General features: G+C 47.0%; 16 protein-coding genes. All 16 read left to right on the top strand.

All coding sequences use genetic code 11. The annotated features are described in order from the left end of the window. The first annotated feature begins 126 nt into the window (after window positions 1–126). The 16 genes from OCL06_RS10315 to OCL06_RS10390 all read left to right on the top strand — a co-directional run bounded on the left by OCL06_RS10315 (window position 127) and on the right by OCL06_RS10390 (window position 22303). Entirely contained in the window at window positions 127–1329 is a 1203-nt protein-coding gene (locus OCL06_RS10315) for an AMP-binding protein (RefSeq protein WP_262994216.1), read from the top strand. A gap of 130 nt (window positions 1330–1459) precedes the next feature. Beyond that, window positions 1460–4984: a motility associated factor glycosyltransferase family protein gene (locus OCL06_RS10320; protein ID WP_262994218.1), complete on the top strand. Its 3525-nt coding sequence runs from the start codon at window positions 1460–1462 to the stop codon at window positions 4982–4984. A 37-nt stretch (window positions 4985–5021) separates the two neighbouring features. Then, window positions 5022–6122, top strand: a complete 1101-nt coding sequence (locus tag OCL06_RS10325) for a LuxE/PaaK family acyltransferase (RefSeq protein WP_262994863.1) — start codon at window positions 5022–5024, stop codon at window positions 6120–6122. Continuing rightward, window positions 6085–7344, top strand: a complete 1260-nt coding sequence (locus OCL06_RS10330) for an acyl-CoA reductase (RefSeq protein ID WP_262994220.1) — start codon at window positions 6085–6087, stop codon at window positions 7342–7344. Before OCL06_RS10325 ends, OCL06_RS10330 begins: the two co-directional genes overlap by 38 nt. A gap of 5 nt (window positions 7345–7349) precedes the next feature. Next, on the top strand, window positions 7350–9248 hold the full coding sequence (locus OCL06_RS10335) for a sulfatase-like hydrolase/transferase (RefSeq protein WP_262994222.1): 1899 nt from the start codon (window positions 7350–7352) through the stop codon (window positions 9246–9248). Further along, a complete protein-coding gene (locus tag OCL06_RS10340) occupies window positions 9245–11569 on the top strand; it encodes an HAD family hydrolase (RefSeq protein WP_262994224.1) in 2325 nt (774 codons plus the stop codon). The genes OCL06_RS10335 and OCL06_RS10340 overlap by 4 nt, the downstream gene beginning before the upstream one ends. A 34-nt stretch (window positions 11570–11603) precedes the next feature. Next, complete coding sequence (locus OCL06_RS10345; RefSeq protein ID WP_262994226.1) at window positions 11604–13850, top strand: class I SAM-dependent methyltransferase; 2247 nt, start codon at window positions 11604–11606, stop codon at window positions 13848–13850. Window positions 13851–13867: 17 nt separating this feature from the next. Beyond that, entirely contained in the window at window positions 13868–15139 is a 1272-nt protein-coding gene (locus OCL06_RS10350) for a hypothetical protein (RefSeq protein ID WP_262994228.1), read from the top strand. Next, complete coding sequence (locus tag OCL06_RS10355; protein WP_262994230.1) at window positions 15136–16074, top strand: NAD-dependent epimerase/dehydratase family protein; 939 nt, start codon at window positions 15136–15138, stop codon at window positions 16072–16074. Before OCL06_RS10350 ends, OCL06_RS10355 begins: the two co-directional genes overlap by 4 nt. Beyond that, complete coding sequence (locus OCL06_RS10360) at window positions 16071–16634, top strand: SIS domain-containing protein (protein ID WP_262994232.1); 564 nt, start codon at window positions 16071–16073, stop codon at window positions 16632–16634. Before OCL06_RS10355 ends, OCL06_RS10360 begins: the two co-directional genes overlap by 4 nt. Continuing rightward, the gene (locus tag OCL06_RS10365; protein WP_262994234.1) at window positions 16631–17620 is read left to right on the top strand and encodes a GDP-mannose 4,6-dehydratase; all 990 of its coding nucleotides are present in this window, start codon (window positions 16631–16633) and stop codon (window positions 17618–17620) included. The genes OCL06_RS10360 and OCL06_RS10365 overlap by 4 nt, the downstream gene beginning before the upstream one ends. 15 nt (window positions 17621–17635) lie before the next feature. Further along, a complete protein-coding gene (locus tag OCL06_RS10370) occupies window positions 17636–18289 on the top strand; it encodes a class I SAM-dependent methyltransferase (RefSeq protein ID WP_262994236.1) in 654 nt (217 codons plus the stop codon). Continuing rightward, on the top strand, window positions 18286–19242 hold the full coding sequence (locus OCL06_RS10375; RefSeq protein WP_262994238.1) for a thiamine pyrophosphate-dependent dehydrogenase E1 component subunit alpha: 957 nt from the start codon (window positions 18286–18288) through the stop codon (window positions 19240–19242). The genes OCL06_RS10370 and OCL06_RS10375 overlap by 4 nt, the downstream gene beginning before the upstream one ends. Continuing rightward, the gene (locus OCL06_RS10380; RefSeq protein ID WP_262994240.1) at window positions 19220–20302 is read left to right on the top strand and encodes an alpha-ketoacid dehydrogenase subunit beta; all 1083 of its coding nucleotides are present in this window, start codon (window positions 19220–19222) and stop codon (window positions 20300–20302) included. Before OCL06_RS10375 ends, OCL06_RS10380 begins: the two co-directional genes overlap by 23 nt. Before the next feature lie 2 nt (window positions 20303–20304). Further along, the gene (locus tag OCL06_RS10385; protein ID WP_262994242.1) at window positions 20305–21078 is read left to right on the top strand and encodes a hypothetical protein; all 774 of its coding nucleotides are present in this window, start codon (window positions 20305–20307) and stop codon (window positions 21076–21078) included. Beyond that, window positions 21041–22303 (top strand): DegT/DnrJ/EryC1/StrS family aminotransferase, encoded by a 1263-nt coding sequence (locus tag OCL06_RS10390; protein WP_262994243.1) that lies wholly within the window; start codon window positions 21041–21043, stop codon window positions 22301–22303. Before OCL06_RS10385 ends, OCL06_RS10390 begins: the two co-directional genes overlap by 38 nt. The last annotated feature ends 44 nt before the right edge of the window (window positions 22304–22347 follow it).

A 22347-nucleotide genomic window follows, 5' to 3' on the forward strand; every position in this document is an offset into this window, starting at 1 on the left:
CTTGACCGGTATGGCACCAAAACAGCGCTTTATACCCCGGAGGGGGAATTAACTTACGTCCAGTTGGAACACGCTGTTACAAGACAAGCAGCAGCCCTGAGAAGGCTATCGCCGGTTAAACAGGCTGTGGCATTACTGCAAGTGAGTCAAACCTCTGACAGTGTTATCAACTATCTGGCCTGTTTGCGTACGAATATTGTTCCTCTGTTACTTCCCGATAATCTTGATGAAAATGCCTTACACGTGTTTCAACGCAAGCTGGCGGCGAACTTACATGTGTCAGATTCAGCCTGTAAGGTGGTAGGTACCGAGCAACATACAATTGACTCAAAGCTAGCCCTGCTAATGACCACGTCCGGATCGACGGGGGCGGGTAAATGTGTAGCACTCTCAGCAAAAAATTTATGCGCTAATGCGAAATCTATTTTGGCTTATCTGCCGGCGAACAGTACTGACACCACGCTGTTATCAATGCCATTATCATACTCCTACGGCCTTTCTGTACTGAATACGCACTTAACCATAGGCGCTAGTATAGTATTGAGTGACCTCAGTCCGTTCGATAGGCAGTTCTGGACGCTGTTGGCTGACAGGTCGATAGCCAGTATTTCTGGCGTACCCCAGTGGTACCGGATGCTGCTACGTATGCGATTTACCCAACAACACCTGCCCGCGTTACGGTATATCACCCAGGCCGGAGGCAAACTGTCTGAAGCGGAAGTCGAAACACTGGCTAAGTATGCCCACGCCACTGACAAGCAGTTTTTCGTGATGTACGGTCAAACGGAAGCTACGGCCAGAATGGCATTTTTAAGTCCCGACAAAGTTTTAGCCAAGCCAGGGGCTGTGGGTCAACCGGTTCCCGGCGGAGAGTTTAAACTGGCACGAAGCGGAGAAGCGCAGGAACAGGCTGGGGAGCTATGTTATCGGGGCGACAATGTCATGCTTGGATATGTAGATAACTGTACCGAACTAGCTCACTTTGCGCCGCCTGAGTGGCTGAATACGGGCGATATCGCCAGCATAGATAGGGACGGCGACGTGACGATTGTTGGGCGCTTAAAGCGTTTTATCAAAGTTGCTGGCGAAAGGGTGAATTTAGATGCATTGGAAACTGTTTTAATCGACAACGGCCACGATGTTCGCTGCGCAGGAAAAGACGATAGATTAATTGTAGCGGTACTAAAGCACTCAAAGCCCGGGCAACTCACAGCACTTATCCCCATCCCCGCGCGAAACGTCCAGTATGTTGAGCTTGAACACTGGCCAATGCTGAGTAATGGTAAAGTAGACTATCAATTAATTAATCGGTTAGCAGAGAATAAGTAACAATAAATATAATAGCTTGCGCTGGCCTGAGCGTTATTTGGTCAGCGCTGAGAGCGCTATGACCTTTTATTTCAAATGATGCCCGGTCGAAATAATCGACTCAACAACCTTATACCCTCGCTGAGGAACTATGTTAAAAAACATAAAACTCCACGTGCACAATGATGAGAGCGTGCAATCCAGGCTAGAAGCCGAGCTGGCCTTAACAATGCAGCGTCATTTGAAGGAAAATATTCAGGCCTTCAAAGTAAGTATTCCCTCGTTAGTAAGCTACATAGAAACGGCCGGGTCACAGAATATCTCTCTGTTTTGTAATAAAAACGGCGAACCCAATATAGTTGATTACGGCCTTGGCCGTGTTCTGTATGGCCTCAACCCTAAACGTGAAATAGTAAAACAGCTGGACCATTTTTTGTCTAACAGCATGCGCGTTGACATGCACGGCGAGCAAGAACCGGTACCAAAAATATCAGTTAGCGGCCCGAACCTGGCTACTTACCAGCAATACCAAAGATATAACGTATGTCCGGCTCAGGTTGATGTATTGGTTGTTCTGGGAATAGGGCTGGCCGAGCACATAAAACTATTGCTGACTGAACGAAAAATAAAAAACCTGGTTATTTACGAGCCTGAAGTCCAATACTTTTCCTGCTCTGCAATGGTTGGGCCGTGGAAAGACATCCTCTCATTAGCAAGGGAGAATGGCACGGCTATTTTTGTCCAGTTAAATAAAGATGGGCGTGATCTGGTATCAGATATGAACGAATTAAACGGGCATGTCTCGTTTGATAACTTCTTTGTTTATCAGCATTATAATAATCCTGTTTTTACTTCCATATGCCACGATCTGCGGACTCGCTCGTGGCGGGCAATAAGCAAAGATGGTCTTAGAATTAAGACCACTTACACTAAAGCCGATTTCGAGCCACGCTGGCTACAGCCGGTGGATCTGTCGGAGGCAGCTCTCTCAGACCAGTCTGAGAATAAATTTCAGGCTAATCTCGCCGCATTTAAACGCTATTTTCCTGACATATATGAGCAGTTTTCCAGCTACACGCCGGACAATTGGCACGCAGTTAAAGTAGCCAGAGATGAATATAATCTGCTCAATGCCACGAGTTTGAATACCTGGTATGGCGAGTCGCCAAAGGCCGAGTCTGAGTTAGCTTTTACGGCTTATGCTTCACACCCTAACAGAGACGGACTGGTGTTGGGCTACAACGGCACAAAGCTAAGACATTATCTGCATTATAAATTTGTCCTGGAATGTGACAGTTTACTTGATGATATCAGCGAGCGTCAGGGCGCACTGCCGGATACTATTAAGTCCCTTATTATGTTTGGAATGGGTACGGGTTATCAGTTACAAACCCTGCTTGAGAGGCATGACGTAGAAAAACTATTTCTTTGTGAGCCAAACAAAGACTTCTTTTACGCATCTTTATTTGCAATTGATTGGGCAGGAATCTTAGCGAAGATAGATGATTCTGGCTTTCGTATTTATATCAACATTGGTGACGATGGCACCAATCTGTTTCGTGATCTGCTGAATCAGTTTTATGCAATTGGTCCCTACAATCTAGCCCATACTTATTTCTACCAAGCTTACTATAATGCCGAACTAAATAGCGCCATTTCCCAGTTGCGGGAGCAATTGCAAATTGTCATTTCAATGGGGGAGTATTTTGATCACGCGTACTACGGTATCAACCATACCGTAGAAGGAATCGCTCGAAACTATAGGCACCTGATTAGTAATCCCCACACCTTATTTACCGGTGAGCAAAAAGAATGTCCGGTCTTCATTGTGGGCAATGGACCTTCTCTGGACTATTCGCTAGAGACAATTAAGGCCCATCAACACGAAGCCATAGTGATCAGCTGTGGTACCGCGCTTCAAGTATTGCACCGAAATGGTATTGTGCCTGACTATCATGCTGAAATTGAGCAGAACCGCTCTACCTATGATTGGGCTATTCGACTGGGCGATGCGGAGTACTTAAAACAAGTCACGTTACTGTCGTGTAATGGGATCCACCCTGACACTTGCGATTTGTACAAGGCAGTGTTTATCGGTTTCAAGGATGGAGAGTCATCAACTGTATCAAACATGAACGTATTGGGAGAGGAACGTTTTTCGGTTTTGCGCAATGCTTTTCCTACGGTGAGTAACTTTGCATTAAACCTGGTGACCCTAATGGGGTTTAAGCAAATTTATTTGTTTGGCGTCGACCTGGGGTTTATTGATAAAAAGCATCACCACTCTAAAGCCTCTGGTTACTACGATAGCAATGGACAACCGCTATATGATTATGAGGAAAAGAATAATACCGGCTTAGTGGTGCCGGGAAATTTCGCGAAAGTGGTTAGCACCAAGCACGAATTTAAGATATCCCGGGTGTTTATGGAAGAGCTGCTGAACACATATAGCGGCGACTGCTACAACACCAGTAACGGGGCTAAAATCAAAGGCACACAGCCTCTGGCAATTGATAATATTTTAATATTATCGTCTGGTGAATTAAAACAGCAGGTGAAAGAGGCTATAGGTAAGCACGCCTTTATTAGTTGCGAGCAACCCAATTACAAAAAGACATTCGCAGAGCATTACCGGACTGAGGTAGTGCGTGAGCAGCTCCAGGTTATTGAGCAACAAATAGACGCCACTATTAAAGGCGATAAAAAAGTTGAATGGCTTATCGAATTTATAAAAAATGCGATGTTTACTGCATATAAGCAGCAACGCTCTCTGTTATTTTATTATCTTTACGGAACTATGAACTTTGCAAATGCGTTTTTGCTGAAAGTTACTGCCGCAGATAATAATGAAAACGCGTTAACGGATGCGTTATCTATTGTAAAAAAACGGTTTTCCCAGTTTGCTGTAAAAATAAACTCTGACGACTTCAGCTTCGATATTACTTCCTCATTTTGTGGCTTGCGGGAGCGCGAATTCCTCAGAAATTTATCGCTGAACTCTCCGCCGCTCATTAAGGTAGGCAGACATGTCAGGGGCCTAACTACTATTGTGAATATGGATTATGCGACATGGTTCGAATCAGAACCCGAGCCAACGCAATGTTCACTGGCTGACTGTGATATTATTTTAAGTGATGATCATCATGTATTAGAGAGAATTAATGTTGTTGACTCATCGGGCCCACGTTTGCTTTCACTGACAGATCAAAGCTGCGAATGGCAACCGCAGCAGCAACGTAACACCAGCTATGTCTGCACTGTTTCACTTCCTGACTTCGACACCGATGAAGAAGGGATTTTAGCGGGGCGGCTACCAGTAATGAACAATAAGATGTTTGAAATACTGGTGAAGAAATGCTTTTTGCTTATTGAAAACGCGGTGTGGTTTATCCCGCGGTATGGTTTCGTCGATGGTTCTCGTGAACACGCACTGGCATGGTTGAACAGCATGGTTCATCACTTCACGAGTGTAGATGAATTTCTTGTGTTTCCTGGTTACATCGCTATTCCGAGAGATAAAAGCTCAGTAGTGTTAACCGATGCTTTAGGCAATCGTGGGGAGTGGGTAAATGAAAAGCTTAATGCTGAATACTTAATTGCCGAAACAGTAACAAAGAAAGAATTTTTGCGTTTAAAGCAAACGTTTCATGTGCCCCTAACATCGCGCAGTGAATAGCAGCGTCAGTTTAGTACTCAGAGGACGTATACCAGTGATGCTCACCGATAGAGAACCGCATCTCCCCGAGATTATTGAAGAAGTGCTTGGGCTGCCGGTATATGAGTTGTTACAGGCTGATAAATCTGCTTATTTGCTACCTGTATTCAATCAGCTTCATGTGCATCATACCCAACAGTGTGCCTCATATTTTAACGCATTTTCATCGCATGGCAGCCAGTTTAAGACGATTTCGGAGCTTCCTTTTGTTGCAGTTAGGCTGTTTAAACTGCTGAATTTAAAAAGCGTTTCAGAGGATAAGGTAACAAAATGCCTTTTATCCTCTGGGACTACCGGTAGCACGCCTTCGAAGGTGTATCTAGATGCAGTGACCAGTCGTTGGCAATCGAAGGCCCTAGTAAAAATTATGCAGCAGTTTCTGGGTAAACAGCGCCTGCCTATGCTCATAATAGACAGCCCCCCACAAACCAGCGATGGCAGCCTGAATGCCCGCGCTGCAGGTATTCAGGGGTTAGGGCTTTTTGGTCGCCACCATACCTACGCGCTGAATTCAGACATGAGCATCAATTGGAAAGCAATTGAGCAGTTTAGTGCCAAATTTGCGAACGTTCCGACATTAATTTTCGGTTTTACCTTCATGGTTTGGCAGCACTTCATCTTAGAGTTGCAGCGCACTGGCAAACAAGTGAATCTGCCCCAGGGCCACCTTTTTCATAGTGGAGGGTGGAAAAAATTAGCAGCGCAAGAGGTAGACAATACTACGTTTAAGCAAGTAGTTAAGCGGACTGTGGGCATAAGCCAAGTAACCAATTTTTACGGAATGGCAGAGCAAGTCGGGTCTGTGTTTATGGAGTGTGAGAGGGGATTCTTACACGCACCGGTAACCGCCGATATCATTATAAGAAACCCCTACAACTTCAAAGTCTGTGCGCGAGGAGAGCGTGGGCTAGTGCAGGTCCTGTCAGTATTGCCTTACTCTTACCCTGGCTTCAGTATTCTTACAGAAGATCTAGGCACCCTGCGCGGCACTGATGACTGTCAGTGTGGACGAAAGGGTAATTACTTCACGTTACATGGCAGGCTTCCGAAGGTAGAAATACGTGGCTGCAGTGACACAAGCCAAAGCCCACTTTCGTAAAGGCACCGTTATGGAAACAACGAATAATATAGACTACCTGGTATCGGGTGCTCCTACGATTGAGTCATTAGTTGCGCATGCGCCTTTGCAAGCCGTTGCGCCGGAGACGCTGAACTTCATCACACAACTGTCTAGTCGGTTACTGCGGAGTAGTTACGCCCGTAAGTACCCGGAAATAGTCGCATTGGGCTTCTGGTTGCGTGAGAAGCACATAGTACAGCTAGTTAGCCGGTTCACTAACACGAATAATGAAGGCTGGCACAAACCGCTGGGGTGTGTGGTGCATTACACGCCCAATAATGTCGACACCATGTTTGTATACAGTTGGATTTGCTCACTGATAATGGGGAATGTAAATATTGTTCGGCTTGGCAGTACTGCCAGTGAAGTCCGAGATGTAATACTTCACGAACTCGATGAGCTTTTTAGTCTGCCCGCACATGAGCAGATAGCGATCCGCAACATGTTTTTGCAATTCGACAAAAGCTCTGACCTGAACTTCCGGCTTAGTGAACTCGCAGATGCCAGGGTAATCTGGGGGGGAGATGAGAGTATTTTGGCTATTAAAAAGCTGCCCGCTAAACCACGGTGCCGGGATATTAGTTTCGCAGACCGCTACTCTGTCGCACTTATTAATGGCGACGCTATTGAAAGTGAAAACGATATTAACCAACTAGCAGAGTTACTCTGGCAAGATACTAAGCCTTTCCTGCAACACGCCTGTTCTTCGCCCAAGGTTGTTTTATGGATGGGAAGCACCAGCGAGCAGTCAGCATTGGCTAATCGTATAAACGAGTTAGCAACTAGCACTAGAGAAGGCAATGCAGAAGGGTACGCCGAGCATCGTGCCAATGAGCATTTGGTTACCTGCCAGTTGTTACAAAGTCAGCAACTCGCGACCCCGCCTTTGTGCAATGAAAGTATCTGTATGCTTCCGGTTTCAGAAGTGAACGAGAAGATGCTGGCTGAACATCCGGGGGAAGGTATGTTCTTTTTATTATCAGTCAGTAGCATTGAAGACATTACTGAACTACTGGCTGACAGGTTGCAAACTCTGACTTATTGGGGCGTAGAAAAACCGGCGCTGTTAAAGTTACTGGCATCACCGTCGATAATAGGTGTAGACAGGTGTGTGCCAGTGGGGCAAGCCCTATCATTTTCGCCGGACTGGGACGGATACCGCCTGTTTTCTACTTTGTCACGATATGTTTATCTGGGTTAAGGTTAATGCCGTATCTCTATGCCTATTCTTTCTGCGCGTTTCTTGTTTGCGTACTGCTTGTAGCGGCAATCAAGTCGCTACGTGGTCGACGAGGAGCACTATCTAAGCGTTTGTGTTTAGATGACCTGCTTGTTCTGTTGGTACCCGCTTTATTGATTGCGATTACGCATATTGCAGACAACCGTGCGTTCTCCCTGTTAATTGCAATTGGTGTAGGAATATACGGATTACTCGTCTGGCTCGACGCAGTGTTATTTGTCCAGTATCGAATTGAAATTAACCGGCAGACTCTTGCCTGGTTTTTCACTGGCAGTAAAGGGATAGCGAAAGGTTTGCCCCATTTGCTGTCTTTTTTCCGGCGTTATCCCTCTGCATTGCTGATCCCGCCTGTCTGGTTTTATTCGCTCTCTGTGTTGGTTGTGGCGGACTACGGGGCAATCTTGCTTGTGCCGGTTTTGGTAAGTGCCCTGGCTGCTGTAGCCTGCAGTGCAAGACTGGCAGATTCTGCAGTGACAAGTATTGTTGCTGCTCTCTGTGCCGTTACCCTGATCACTATGGCTGATGTCAATGCGGCTGGGCTCCACACGTTCGCAGGGGGCGGCTTAGCACTGCTGGTATCCGCGTTGCTGGCGTTAGCGGTTTATCGACAATTACTAGCACCTCAGCACGAATTCTTTACCACCCCAACACTTCTGATTAATCTGCTGGCTGATGACTCATTCAAGCCTGAAGCCGCTTTTGAGCCCCGGGATGAACATGCTCGGCATGTTGATGCAGATTATTCAGCGAAACCGAAAAGCCGATACTTTGGTGCATGCCAAAACGCCAACATTATTCTCATCACGATGGAATCTCTTGGCTGTTACATTGACCCCTATATGCAAAGTGCGGCTAAATCCCGGCTTGCTGAGAGGATGCGCAAGCACGGATGGATGTCTGCGAATCATTTCAGCCTGTGTCCCAATACTACGGTAGCGACCAATCAGATTTATACAGGTGACTATTCCAATAATCCCTACAACAAGTCTGACTCCTTGTTTCCCGGACGAGCCCCTCGGCACGTTTCGCATTTGCAGGCGAATGGTTATAAGGCCCTGTTTTTAGATAGCGCAGATACGAACTTATACGATTATCACAAGCTGTTGTCGCGAATAGGTTTCGATCGCTATTGGGGCTCCGATGATATTCCGGCTAACGGTAGAAAAGCCGATTATCGTCTATGGAATATGGTGGATGCCATCGTCGATGAGGTAGCAGATTCGCCCTTTTTTCTTCACATTATCAATGATCAGACCCATATGCCTTACGAGGTCGTTGACGAGACGAAATTTAATCGCCACTCAGGTAAGACCGCACGAGCCAAATATTTGAATGCGGTGGAAGAAGTGGACTATATCCTGGACGAATTTCTCCGCCGACTTGGAGCAAAGCTGGATTTATCAAATACCCTGTTGGTGTTTACCGGCGATCATGGCGAATCTTTTGGAGAATACGGATATAGCTTCCATAGTAACTCCGTTATTATGCCCCAGATTCGGGTTCCTTTTCTCATGTCACACCCCAGACTGGAAAGCCGCGCGATAGCCCACTCATGTCATTTTGATTTGTTTCCAACTTTCTTCGACCTGCTGGGAATTGAGTTTGACTATCCTGCCTTAGGCACACCGATGGGTATAGACGACAGAGAGTTCGCGTACTTTGCTCACTCCGCAACACTGAAAGGTAACAGCCCTGCTAATTTTGGCTTCATCCGCGACGGGGAATTGTTGTGGATGGACAGATTATTCAATCAGGTTAATTTATTAAGCCACCAGCAAACACGAATCGCTATAGATTCAAGAGAACAGGCCTATGCCAAATCGTTGTTACATAAAATGTTGTCTTCGAGAGGGGTGATTGCATGAAAGATGTAAGTCATGAACGTGCAGGCAGTCTCACGCCTCTGTGTCAGCAGGTACTCAATACCGTCGCGCAACATAACATCAAGACGGTATCATTCGATATTTTTGACACCATTGTGTTCAGAAATCACGGCCACCCTCAGGACATATTCGTCACTGCGTGTGAAAGCGTTAAGCAAGAGCGCTTCTTAGCGTTAGAGCCGGCAGAGTACTCTGAGCTTCGGGCGAGCGTAGAGCAGCGTGTAAAGCGCCAGGTTGACAGCGCTGAGGTTACACTCGATGACATTATTAGTGCGCTGCCGTTTGATGTGGAATTGAGGCAAACACTACTCGAAGCAGAATTGCGTGCTGAATCAACGCATGGTTACATCAACCCCGCCATGCCCGCCTTAATAGAAAGCCTGCTGGCAAATGGTGTGCAGGTGATTCTGATTTCAGATATGTATTTAACCGGCAAGCAAATCTGCCGTTTATATTTTAATAACTATGCCGTATTGCGTGACCTTCCTTTGTATGTTTCCGGAGAGCAACAATGTAACAAGGCGAGCGGCGAGCTTTTCAAGCTGGTTCAGCAACAACACGCACTTGAACCAGACAGCTGGTTGCATGTAGGCGACCACCCCGTGTCTGACTATGAAGTTCCCCTGAAGCAGGGCCTGCATTGTGTATGGTTAAACAGCGAATTACCACAGGTCGATATTCTGCGGCAGGAACGTGCGTTGTTTGGCCAGAAGCAGGGGTATAACGCCTCCCGGTTAATCTCCGCAGCGCATTTCAAAGGAGCCCACGGAACAGCGGCATTTGCGCTTGGGACATTTGTCTGGGGGCCGGTATTGTACGCTTTCGCAGACTGGATTATCGATCAGTCACGTGCTGCCGGAAGTCGCTGTATACTGTGTCTGATGCGTGAGGCCGAGGTTTTTGCACCCATCGTAGAGTTGCGTCTTCAACAGCGAGAGATTCACGGCATCACCGTTAAAAAACTTTATGCTTCCAGGAAGTCTACTTTCTGGCCGGCTATTGATGTCAGTCAGTCATCCTGGTTCGAAGACCTGATTTACGTATTGATTCAACGGCGCGGTTATACCGTGAGCGACTTCTACCGCGATTTCTGTCTGGAGACTGACGATATCTCTGCAAAGTATTCTGTTACCGGAGTACGAGATACCGACGGCATTTTCCACGCCGGTACCAACCTGCTTAAGTTGCTTACGCATAAAGCCAGAGACAACAAGCACTTGGTTGAGGCGTATATTGTGCGTCAACGAGAGCTATTTAAACGCTACTATAAGTACGCTATCGGTGAAGATCTGAGCCATTGTAGTGTAGTCGACTTAGGTAATGGCGGCACGATATCGCACTCTGTCGAACGTATTTTAGATACCAGAAGTGCAGCTAACTTGCTGTTTTATTCTTCCGAGCGAATTTATCGTTATTCAGAGTATTCGTATTATACCAGTTTCATAAGCGCTGCCACCGATACCCGCAATATGAGACAACTTCTATCCCGGTCTCCCGAATGCATTGAGCCCTTCCTTGTCGGGACATGTGGGTCAGTTACAGGGTACCGGGACGATCACAGTGGCACGCCTGTCCAGGCCGACCACGTGGCTGCTAACAATGAGCTGGTTAGTGATTTTCTCGAAGGTGTAATGAGGTTTTTTCATACTCATCATACTAACGGCCAATCCGAAATCGCGGTTGACAGTGTATTACCGGTTCTTTACCGCTACCTGCAGTTGCCCTCAGCCTTTGAGGCACGTTTATTTACACAATTGCAGCACCAGGACAACTTTGGTTCTAATGACGCTTATCCAATTATTACTGACGCACAATGTAGTGAAGTAACGCAATGGCCACTGCCGACGTTTTATCAGGAGTTTTGTCAGCATCCTAAGGTTAAGGTGGGCAAGATACACTGGCCGCAAGCTGTAATGACTTTAATCGATGACAAGTTTTTGGCCAGACAGTATGGACTTTTATCGATGGATACAGACCATGACGTGCTAAATCTGGTCGACAGGATCCTGAGCCTGGGCTGGCAGCGTTTTTCCGTTTACGGCGCTGGCCTGTTTTTCGAGAAGCTATTGCCCCACTTACAGAGACATAATCTTTGTGTTGAGCAATTAATTGACCGTAAAGCAGAAATTTCAGGTCCCTATGTTGTAGCAGGGTATACCGTGAAATCGTTACAGCAAGCGCTCGACGAGGGCTGCCAAAAAGTGCTCATTTCCTCATTCGCTTTTAAAGAGGAAATTGCACGTAACATCTACGAGCAGACAGTCGACAAACAGTCTGCAGCACTTGAGATACTAAGCCTGTGAACTGGGTGAACGAAAAAACCGGAGAAAAGTCAGCATGAAGTTATCCCATGATCAAGGTTTACCCGCCGTCCCCTATACAGCCAGCATGACATTTTGGGTACTTAGTGACACTTCACTGGATCAAATGAGTCGTCATTATCCAGAGTCCGTCTTAACCCCTGTTGCGGCAGAAACTATACCCGCAAACGGACATTTCTTATGTACCCAGCGTGAACTTAACGCACTTTCGAAGTGGCTGGACTCGTACCCTTCTGATGCTCTCGGCTCAATTGAACTCTATGCGACAGTCGTGCGCACTGACAACGACGAATTAGGCCAAGCGGAAACTGAAAAGTATTTATACGATTTGGGCTTTCACCTTGATCCGCGAGAGTGGCAGCAGCGAGATTATGCCGCGTTGCATGATAGCCGTGGCTTCATCAGCACGACTTTCAGACTTATAAAGCAAACGGGACACCCGCTGTGTACCCTGCCAAACCTGCTTGAAGAGCGGGACCTCCATATGGACATGCTCAGGGAGTTTTCCTCTCGATCTGATGCACATGTTTACCGATATGCATTTGCTCAGGAGTTGATTCGGCCCGGCGACAGGGTCCTTGATTGTGCATGCGGACTTGGTTATGGCAGCTATTTATTGTCACTAAATGAAAATGCAAGCAACGTAACAGCAGTGGACATTTGTAAAGACAGCGTCGCTTACGCCAATCAAGTGTATGGGCATGCAGGCCTGAGATATCAAAGTCTCGATATTGATTGCTATGCTGATACCCAATTTGAACCATTTGACCTTATCACTTCGTTTGAGACAATTGAGCATGTCCGGGATTACCACTCGTTCTTCAAGTTGTGTCTACGGAGTTTAAAACCTGACGGAAGGATCATTGCAAGCGTACCCTACATGTGGGTAGATGAAACGGGGAAAGATCCAAATCCATACCACTTTCATGAGTTTGACTGGGATAAGTTTGCCGCATTGTTTGCCGAGTATGGGCTTATCATTGAGGCTCGCTATCAGCAAGCCGCTCCGGGCGGGTTTAAACTGCCCAATGCTCCCCGGCGTTTTGAACAGGTTGCAATTGAAGCTGGCGAAGTTGAAACCGAGTGGCTTATTGTCATTGCAACACCTGATCTGACCCATTCATTATGGCAGCCGCAACAAACGCTGCCTTACCAGAACCTTCAATACCCCGATGCTGGCAAAGTAAAATACCTCGATTTTGAAAATGGTTATGACAACCCCTGGTTACATCGTCAGCTTGTCCAGGTTGGACAGCGGATTGAAGACTCCGCAGTGCGTCAGGGTTACCTAAGAAAGCTCTTACGGCACACTGACGACGATAAACTGATGTTGCTTACCCTTCTGGGTTATACCATAAGCAGAAATGACCCGGAGCAACCCGCATGGCTGTCTGAAGCTGAGGGAGCGCTTAACGCATATAACGGCGAGATTGTTGAGAATCCCTTTACACTGAGATGGTTTGTGTCACTGGCCTCTCTGTGTGCCTCGCGGCACCAATCGTTAGGGCAGCATTCAGAGGCTGCAGAGCTGTTTACGCGAATCACTGCATTAGATTGTAATGATTTCTGCCCTGTCCTGAATATCAAAGCCATTGAAGCGCACTATGCCCTGGCGAAAGTTTATCTTTTGCAGAATAAGCAATCTCATGCGATACAGCACCTTGAATCCGGTAAATCCCTGATATTTAAGTCGACGGAAACGTTTGAAAAATGTGTGGCGACAGGTGAAGACCGGCAGGCCGACTTTTTATGGAGTGAGATGGCCGAGCTATATGATGCCGGGGCGTTACTTAACAAGATGTTAATTGCTATCAAGAATTGCGTCCCCCGGCAGGGCATTCTAAGGCAAGCACATACCTGGGAAGAAAATAAACGGTTCGGACTTTTCAATCTGATTGAAAAGTACCGACACACACCCGAGCGGGCTTATCAGGCGGATATGCAGTTAATCGCCAGGTCTTATATCAATAAGCTGGTAGATAAATTAGTGAATTTGCCGCATTACCAACGAATTCTGATTTGGGGCACAGGGGTAGTAGCGACGGAAGTTTGCACGGCGCTACAGAAGAAAAATATTGAGGTTATGGGGTTTTTAGACTCATCAGCCCGTGATAAGCAGATGCTGTGCTCCTTACCGGTCATGACGCCAGATAAAGTTCCTGGATTAGACCCTGACACAATAGTACTAACTTCTGTCGGCTCATCAGCGGCGATGGCAGAGTCCTTGAGCGACATCAAGGCTCACCTGGTATATTTGGCCTGAGCGGACGAAAAGCGAAAATGTTATCTGCAAAAAACATCGCCGTCATCGGTACTGGCAGCAGTGCAAAGAGCTTTGTTGAATCTTTCGGCGCCAATAAGAAACTGTGCTTTTATAATTCTCAGGGTGAGGGGGAATTCATCGGACAACAAGTGCGTCATTTGGCCACCTTGCAGAAAGATCACTACGACATCGTAGTCGTTGCAGTTTACGATTATGCCGAGCTGACTGAACAACTAGACAAGCTTACCGATGCGCCGCTGTACTGGTTTAATGCTGTGAGCCATGAACTCACCCAGCTGTCGGATCTATATGGTGACAATAATGATCATTTTATCGCCAAGGCTGATGTGTTAACGGTGGTCTACGACTTTAGGGTAGCCCCTCCCACCTATGACTTATTAAATTTCTTGGTTCGTTGCAAGCTGGAAGCTAACCAACAAAACGCTCAATCGCTCGAGGTCATTTTTTGCCCAGGGGACAAACAAGGATTTCGCAAAGATATAGACTTCTTTTCCGTGGAAGAAATGAATTTTCGAATAGTGAATTTACTGCTTCCTCTGGTTAAGTTAGTTGATCCAAACGCCTCGATTTTCCTGGCTCATTCAAGACGAGAGGCACGCGAACGTTTTGAATCAGCGCCCAAGCGCTTTCCTTCAAAACATGATTTTTTACGACCTCAGCCGAGACACTTTTTCTATGAGCTGTTTGAGTTTATGGGTGATAAGCAATCACACATGATCCTCAATGCTTCAGCATTTTACAGAGAAAAGGTTAATCAGTGGAGCAGTTCCCGTGGTCTGAATTTTACGCAGACGGTGGTGATTACGTTACGGGAAAGTAGCGCCCACAACGCGAGGAACAGCGATTTAAAGCTTTGGCGAAATATTGCCGATAGATTACTTACCAGTGGATTGGATGTGGTAATTGTTCGGGACACAGAAACTGCTTTATTACCTTTGAGCTGGGAGGGGATTTATGAATTCCCTGAAGCAGCATTGAACGTGCATATGCGATTGGCATTGTATGAACAGGTGCGTTTTAACGTGGCGGTAAGTAACGGTTCACAAGCGTTAATGTCATTGTCTAAATCATGCAAATATCTGCTGTTCGGGATGCACAACACTACCTGTACATCAAACACTGCTGAACATCTTAAAAAGATTGGTATGATCTACGGTAACAGCCAACGTCTCGGTGCAGTTGACGGACAGTATCTTTGTTGGGATGAAGTAACTGAAGTCAATGTATGGAATGCCATCACAAGACTTATGACAGAGAAGAAATTATGACTATTTTAGTAACCGGCGCCTGCGGCTATAAAGGGTCCGTTTTGGTACCAAAACTGTTAACGCAGGGATACCACGTCCATGCTATTGATACCCAATGGTTTGGAAATTTTTTAGCGCCGCACCCCAACCTGACGGTGACCAAGTTAGACGTGAGAATGCTTAACGATATTGATCTTAGTGCAGTTGAGTCGATAATTCATCTGGCATCAGTCGCCAATGATCCCTGCGGTGACTTAGACCCGAAACTGACTTGGGAAATAAGTGCATTGGCAACAATGCAGCTTGCAGATCGCGCCGCACGAGAAGGCGTAAAGCACTTTATTTACGCGTCATCGGGAAGCGTGTATGGCGTGAAGGGAGAAGAACAGGTAACCGAAGATCTGACCCTCGAACCATTGTCTGAATATAATAAAACTAAAATGGTCTCAGAGCGCGTCCTGTTAAGTTATTCTGATCAAATGGTAGTCCAGATTGTGCGCCCTGCCACCGTGTGTGGTCTTTCTCCCAGAATGCGTCTGGATGTATCGGTTAACATGTTGACCATGCAGGCCCTGATAAACAAGGAAATCACAGTTTTCGGCGGGCAACAGACCCGGCCCAATATTCATATCGATGATATTACCGATCTCTATTTGTTTTTACTCGAACACCCGGAAGTAACCGGCGTTTATAACGCAGGTTTCGAGAATATTTCAATTTTAGATATCGCGGAGCAGGTGTGTAACAGCATTGACGCGAAAATTACGGTAACGCCTTCCAACGATCCGCGGTCTTACCGCATCAATTCAGATAAGTTGCTGAAGTGTGGCTTCCGACCTAAAAAATCTGTGCAGCATGCCATCAATGAAATATCACAGGCATACCGTGAAGGCCAGTTAGTGAATGAAGATCGCTGGCATAATCTTAAATGGATGCAGCGGGAAGTGTTAGGGTGAAATCGTTAATTCAACAGTACCAGCAGCGCCTTTGTCGTGAAATTGAGAACCTGGATGAGAAGGCGATAGAGCAACTGGCTTTGTCCTTACTTGAATGTTGTCACGAGCGTCGGCAGGTATTCATATGTGGGAACGGCGGCAGTGCTGGCAATGCCATTCATATTGCAAACGACTTTTTGTATGGTATCGACCCGGAAGGTAAGAGAGCCATGCGTGTTGAAGCACTGCCGGCGAATACCAGTGTTCTGACCTGTCTTGGAAATGATATAGGCTATGCAAATATATTTGCTCATCAGCTTCAGGTTAAGGCCAGAGAGCGGGACGTACTGATAGTGCTTTCAGGGAGTGGTAATTCGAATAATATCGTGAATGCGCTGACAACGGCACGCAAGCTCGAGATGCAGACTTTTGCGATCCTTGGTTTTACAGGCGGCAAGGCGCGCGAGTTAGCCGACGTTGCAATTCACAATGATATTAACGATATGCAAATTGCTGAAGACCTGCAGTTAATCGTAGGACATATGCTAATGCAGTATCTCCATCGGGAGTTATCCTTATGAGTGAGTATGTAGCCATATTGGGAAGTAACTCTTTTTCTGGCGCAAGCTACGCCCGGCACTTGCTCGCTCAGGGTAAGCAAGTAATCGCTATTAGTCGCTCGCCGGAGCCGGTCACAGCACTGCTGCCATATGCATGGGATGACGCCAGTAACTTACGTTTCCATCAATTGGACCTCAACAATGACCTTGATGCTATAGACAACCTGTTAGATAAATACCAGGTACCTACGGTAGTTAATTTTGCTGCGCAAAGCATGGTAGGACAGTCTTGGGAGTGGCCGGAACACTGGTTTATGACTAACGCGGTGTCGACCATAAAGTTACATAACAGGCTACGTCACAAAGATTACCTGGATAAGTACGTACACATCTCCACCCCTGAAGTGTACGGCTCTTGCAGTGGGTTTGTGGCTGAACACGATCATTATAAACCAAGTACCCCCTATGCTGTTTCTCGCGCGGCAGCGGATATGAGTTTGCAAACATTCTTCGACGTGCACAAATTCCCGGTAGTATCTACGCGGGCTGCCAACGTGTATGGCCCCGGCCAACAGCTTTACCGCATCATACCCAAAACTATCATGAGTATACTGCTGGGACGTAAACTGCCGCTACACGGAGGCGGGCACTCTGAGCGCTCATTTATTCATATAGACGATGTTTCTTCTGCCACGCAAAAAATCAGTGAAAAGGGAGAACTGGGAAAGTGCTATCACATTTCTACTGAGCGTACTGTCACAATCAGGAATCTTGTAGAGCTGATCTGTCAGGAGATGCAAGTAGACTTCAATGAGGTATGCGAGGTCACCGACGATCGTCCCGGGAAAGATTCTGCTTATTTGTTAGATGCTTCGTTACTGCGCAATACATTAGGTTGGCAGGACAAAATTTCATTGGAAGACGGTATTGCGCAAACACTTGCCTGGGCGAAGGATTATTATTCCACGCTCAAGAACGAGTCTTTAGATTATCAGCACAAAGAATAAGGAGTAGAGTAACTTATGGAAATCGATCTGTTACGAAACTACCCCAAAACCAAACGAAATACTCAAGCCCGTAGTGAAGAAAAAACGCCGGAAGTAAGAGCGGTCGCCCGCCAGTTTGGTGAGGAATTTTTCGATGGTGACCGCCAGTATGGCTACGGCGGCTTCAGTTACCAGCCGAGATTCTGGCAACCGGTTATCCCTGATCTGCAAGATCACTATAAATTGAACAGTGAAAGTCGCGTATTAGATGTGGGATGTGCAAAGGGATTCTTTTTGTACGACTTGCAGCAACTTATTCCTGGGATTACCGCCAAAGGTGTTGATGTTTCAGAGTATGCGATTGAAAACGCTAAGCCCGAAGTCGCAGAACACATGGCCGTGGCTTGTGCCAGCGACTTGCCATTTGCTGACGATAGTTTCGATTTGGTGATGAGCGTAAATACAGTGCATAACCTTGAGAAAGAGGCCTGCGGGAAAGCGTTGCAGGAAATTATGCGCGTATCTCGCGGTAACGCATTTATCACTGTCGATGCGTATCGGGATGACGAGGAAAAAGCGCGCATGTACGAATGGAATCTCACTGCCAAAACTATTATGCACGTGGACGAATGGAAAGCGTTTTTTAAACAGGTAGGGTACACCGGCGACTATTACTGGTTCATTCCATGAATAAATTGTTAGCTTATTATCACGATGTTTTGCGGATCCGTTTGATTGAAGAAGCCATCGCCACTCGATATTCAGATCAACAAATGCGGTGTCCAACTCACTTATCTATCGGACAGGAAGCTGCAGCTGTGGGAGTGTCCAGAAGTTTGCGGGTGACTGATAATGTCTATAGTTCCCACCGTGCACATGCACATTACCTGGCTAAGGGCGGATCATTAAAGGCGCTAATTGCAGAGTTGTACGGTAAGCAAGATGGCTGTACCGGAGGACGAGGTGGTTCCATGCACCTGACTGATCTCGATGCCGGCTTTATTGCCAGCACCGCCATTGTGGGAAATAGCATACCTCTGGCCGTGGGAAACGCCTTACATCAGCAAGTTCAGAGGCTGGACCATATAACGGTCACTTATTTTGGGGATGGCGCTACAGAAGAAGGGAGCTTCTATGAAGCTGCAAATTTTGCCGCACTTAAACAGCTACCCGTATTATTCGTTTGCGAAAACAACCGGTTTTCAGTTTATAGTCCGATGACAGTGAGACAGCCAAGCGGGCGGTCCATTGTCGAGCTTTCTCGTGCAATTGGCCTTCGCGCAGAAGAAGTAGATGGCAACGACGTGGAAGCCGTACACAAAGCCAGCGAAACGTTGGTAGACAAAGTGCGGAAGGGGGAGGGGCCAGCCCTACTGGAGTGCCATACCTACCGCCACCGTGAACATTGTGGTCCCAACTTTGATGACCAGTTGGGTTACCGAGCTCCCGAAGAAGTGGAGCAGTGGATGCAACGGGATCCCGTTACTCAACTTCATAACAAGCTGGTGTCTGCTGGGGTCGACGAATCCCGCTTGGTGTTGCTGAAGCAACAAATTGAAGACGAAATCTACGAAGCATTTGCGTTCGCTAAGGCGAGTTCAACACCAAACCCTGACTATAATGACCGGTACCTATATGCCTGAATCGCCCAATAATACTACGTTTCGCGAGCAGCTAAATCTGGCTCAACATGCGGCTATGGAAGCAGATAAAAGCATGCTGAGTTTTGGTTTGGGAATTTCAGATCCTAAAGCAATTTTCGGCACTACTGCCAATCTTGCAGAGTCCTTCGGCTCACACCGTGTATTTGATATGCCGACTTCCGAAAATGCGATGACCGGCATTGGTATCGGGGCTGCAATAGCGGGCAGCAGAGTACTGATGACCCATCAGCGGATGGATTTTTTCCTCTTGGCAATGGATCAGTTAGTTAATAATGCAGCTAAATGGCATTACATGTTCAATGGTCAGATGAAAGTGCCTCTTACAATCAGGTTAATTGTCGGCCGGGGATGGGGGCAGGGGCCTACTCATGCACAAAATCTTCAGTCGTGGTTTGCGCATGTTCCCGGGTTAAAGGTCGTAGTACCTAGCAAAACTGACGCAGTTGCCAGCCAACTTTACAGCGCCATTATGGACGATAACCCGGTTATCTTCATTGAGCATCGTTGGCTGCATGAACAGCAGTGTGGAAGTACTTCCGTCTTACCTCTTCAGTCACCGCACGAATCTGTGCGCGTACACAGACAAGGCGCAGACTGCACTATAGTCGCTAACAGTTTTATGGTGTTGGAAGCGCTGATAGCTGCGGATTTTCTGCAGCATCGCGGCATCAACGTGGAAGTAGTAGAAACCGTAAGTCTGGAACAGTCTGAGTGGCAGAAGATTTATGACTCCGTAGAGAAAACGGGTCGTTTGCTGGTGTGTGACAGTGCCCACGGGCATTTTTCAGTAGCGTCGGAAGTAGTCAGCAGTGTGACCGAGCAATGTTTCAAGGCACTTACCGAGGCACCAAGGCGTCTCTGCCTCCCCCCGTATCCGGAGCCGACCAGTTATTATTTGACTAAACCGTTCTACAGAAACGCAAACGACATCGTTGCGGCGGTGGCTGAGATGATGGGAGTGAAGGTTGCAGGCGGAATAGAGCTAGATGTCAGCACGCCTCATGACGTACCGGGTAACTGGTTCAAGGGACCTTTTTAAATATGCCCATTCCTGTCCATGCCAAAAATAGGCTGGCTCACACGCATAAGAAAAAGTTTCTGATTGTTTCCACGCGTCGCGTGGGTTCTACAGCATTAGCCCTTACCTTGAGTGATACGCCCGGTGTTCGATGTGATAAGGAGATGCTTTTTGCTCGAAAACCACATCCGTCATTGCAGGACAAGCATGTAGGTATCACTAAAGTAAACGATATTCATCAGTTTTTAGAAACGAGCAGCGAAGCAACATCCGGCAGTAAATTGACTATACCTGAGTATCAGGCGCCGATGATTGATGAGATTTGTCGCCTGCTTATAGCTTCTGAGGTCTCAGTTGTACATTTAACTCGGCCATTACTGTTGCAATATGTATCTCTACGTCATGCCCAGAAAAATAAGGTGTGGCACTCTGCTAAAAGAAGCGTGCCGGACTGGGTTCAGCCTGACCATCCTGTCCCTACCAAAGCAGCAAACAACGCGAAAGAAGTCGGCGAAGAGGTTGAAAAATTTTGCCGGGAGGTGATGAGTGTCGACACAGCGATTGCCAGACTTGCTCACTCGTTACCTTATTTCCATGTTGCTCATGCCAAAATCAACGACAGGGATGCGCTTTTAAAGCTCGGAAATTTTTTAGGGATAAAAGACACTATTAAACCTAACCATGCTTTGTTGCGCACCACCACGGATCACACGCAGTTTTTCAGTGAACAACCAGAAGTTTTAGAGGTATTTTCAAATTATGAATCCATTCACCAGCAATCGCTTCTGGCAAACTAAAGAAAAGGAGCACGGCCTGCAAACAGTCCTTGAAGGTGCAGATCCCATCCGGACGACGCCATTTCCTTGTCGGGAGGTGATGGGAAAACAGGCGTTAGAATGTGTACAGCAGGTCTTTGAGTATTACTGGGAGAAGCAACAAGATGTGCCATATCAGGCGCACTTTGAAGAAAAGTACTGTAAAGAGTTTGCTGACTATTACGGCGGCGGGTTTGCGGACGCGGTGAATTCGGGGTCGGTAGCGGTTCATCTCGCAGTTCTGGCACTTGAACTGCCTCCCGCCTCGGAGATCCTGATTTCCCCCGTCACCGATCCCGGATCTGTGTCAGCAGTACTACTGGCCGGGCATAAAATTGTCGTTGCAGACGCAGCGCCAGGGTCGTTTAACGTTAATGAGGCGGCGGTTCGTGCTGCATTGCAGGCTCACCCTTCAATAAAAGCTGCGTTAATTACCCATGTGGGAGGAGTCCCTGTAGATATGGTAGCTGTTTCACAGGTTCTGGAAGAACACGCAGTGGAGCTGATAGAAGACTGCTCGCAGATTCATGGTGGAGCGCTGGGTGGGAAGAGGCTAGGTACCTTCGGCAGGTTTGCCGCATTCTCCACTATGTTTACAAAAAACCATACTACCGGGAGTACCGGGGGCGTGGTGCTGTGTGCTGATGAGAAAGACTACTGGATGATTCGCGGGTTAGCAGATAGACAAAAGCCCTTTGCCTCTTCAGCCTTTAACCCTAAAGATCCAGGTACGTTTCTCGGGCCGGGACTAAATTATAATGCGAACGAGATAGGGTGCGCACTAGGGTCCCAGTCGCTGCATTGTTTACCTGAGGTTATAACCAAGCGACAACAACTGGTAAACACTCTGGACAGCTTGTTGGAGCAGACCACCGCCTACTGCCCTCTGCGACTTTCTCCCAGCGCACAGGCCTCCTACTTTTTCTATAATGTGGCCATAAGTGAGCAGCTAACTGACCAGCAAGTTATGCGATTAAAGCAAGCTCTGGCTGCAGAGGGGACCTCTGTTAATGCAGATTATCGCTACGTAGTGTGTGAGTGGGACTGGTGTAAAGAAAAGTATTTGAATGGCGTGCAAACACCAAACGCGACTCGCCACCGTCAAAGAAGCATAAACATTTTATTTCATGAAAAATACAGCACTGCCGATATGGAAGATATTGTGTGGGCGCTCGTCAGAGCCGAGCATTACGCATTACACAACTAGCATTTTGACAATTGTGTGACGTAACTACTGGATTAAGTGAGGAT

This window comes from Alteromonas salexigens, from assembly GCF_025628895.1.
Lineage (GTDB): Bacteria > Pseudomonadota > Gammaproteobacteria > Enterobacterales > Alteromonadaceae > Alteromonas > Alteromonas salexigens.

Coding starts and splice junctions, on each gene's coding strand:
- OCL06_RS10320 (WP_262994218.1), top strand. CDS start 1,460: ATGTTAAAAAACATAAAACTCCACGTGCACAATGATGAGAGCGTGCAA.
- OCL06_RS10325 (WP_262994863.1), top strand. CDS start 5,022: ATGCTCACCGATAGAGAACCGCATCTCCCCGAGATTATTGAAGAAGTG.
- OCL06_RS10335 (WP_262994222.1), top strand. CDS start 7,350: ATGCCGTATCTCTATGCCTATTCTTTCTGCGCGTTTCTTGTTTGCGTA.
- OCL06_RS10340 (WP_262994224.1), top strand. CDS start 9,245: ATGAAAGATGTAAGTCATGAACGTGCAGGCAGTCTCACGCCTCTGTGT.
- OCL06_RS10345 (WP_262994226.1), top strand. CDS start 11,604: ATGAAGTTATCCCATGATCAAGGTTTACCCGCCGTCCCCTATACAGCC.
- OCL06_RS10350 (WP_262994228.1), top strand. CDS start 13,868: ATGTTATCTGCAAAAAACATCGCCGTCATCGGTACTGGCAGCAGTGCA.
- OCL06_RS10355 (WP_262994230.1), top strand. CDS start 15,136: ATGACTATTTTAGTAACCGGCGCCTGCGGCTATAAAGGGTCCGTTTTG.
- OCL06_RS10365 (WP_262994234.1), top strand. CDS start 16,631: ATGAGTGAGTATGTAGCCATATTGGGAAGTAACTCTTTTTCTGGCGCA.
- OCL06_RS10370 (WP_262994236.1), top strand. CDS start 17,636: ATGGAAATCGATCTGTTACGAAACTACCCCAAAACCAAACGAAATACT.
- OCL06_RS10375 (WP_262994238.1), top strand. CDS start 18,286: ATGAATAAATTGTTAGCTTATTATCACGATGTTTTGCGGATCCGTTTG.
- OCL06_RS10380 (WP_262994240.1), top strand. CDS start 19,220: ATGACCGGTACCTATATGCCTGAATCGCCCAATAATACTACGTTTCGC.
- OCL06_RS10385 (WP_262994242.1), top strand. CDS start 20,305: ATGCCCATTCCTGTCCATGCCAAAAATAGGCTGGCTCACACGCATAAG.
- OCL06_RS10390 (WP_262994243.1), top strand. CDS start 21,041: ATGAATCCATTCACCAGCAATCGCTTCTGGCAAACTAAAGAAAAGGAG.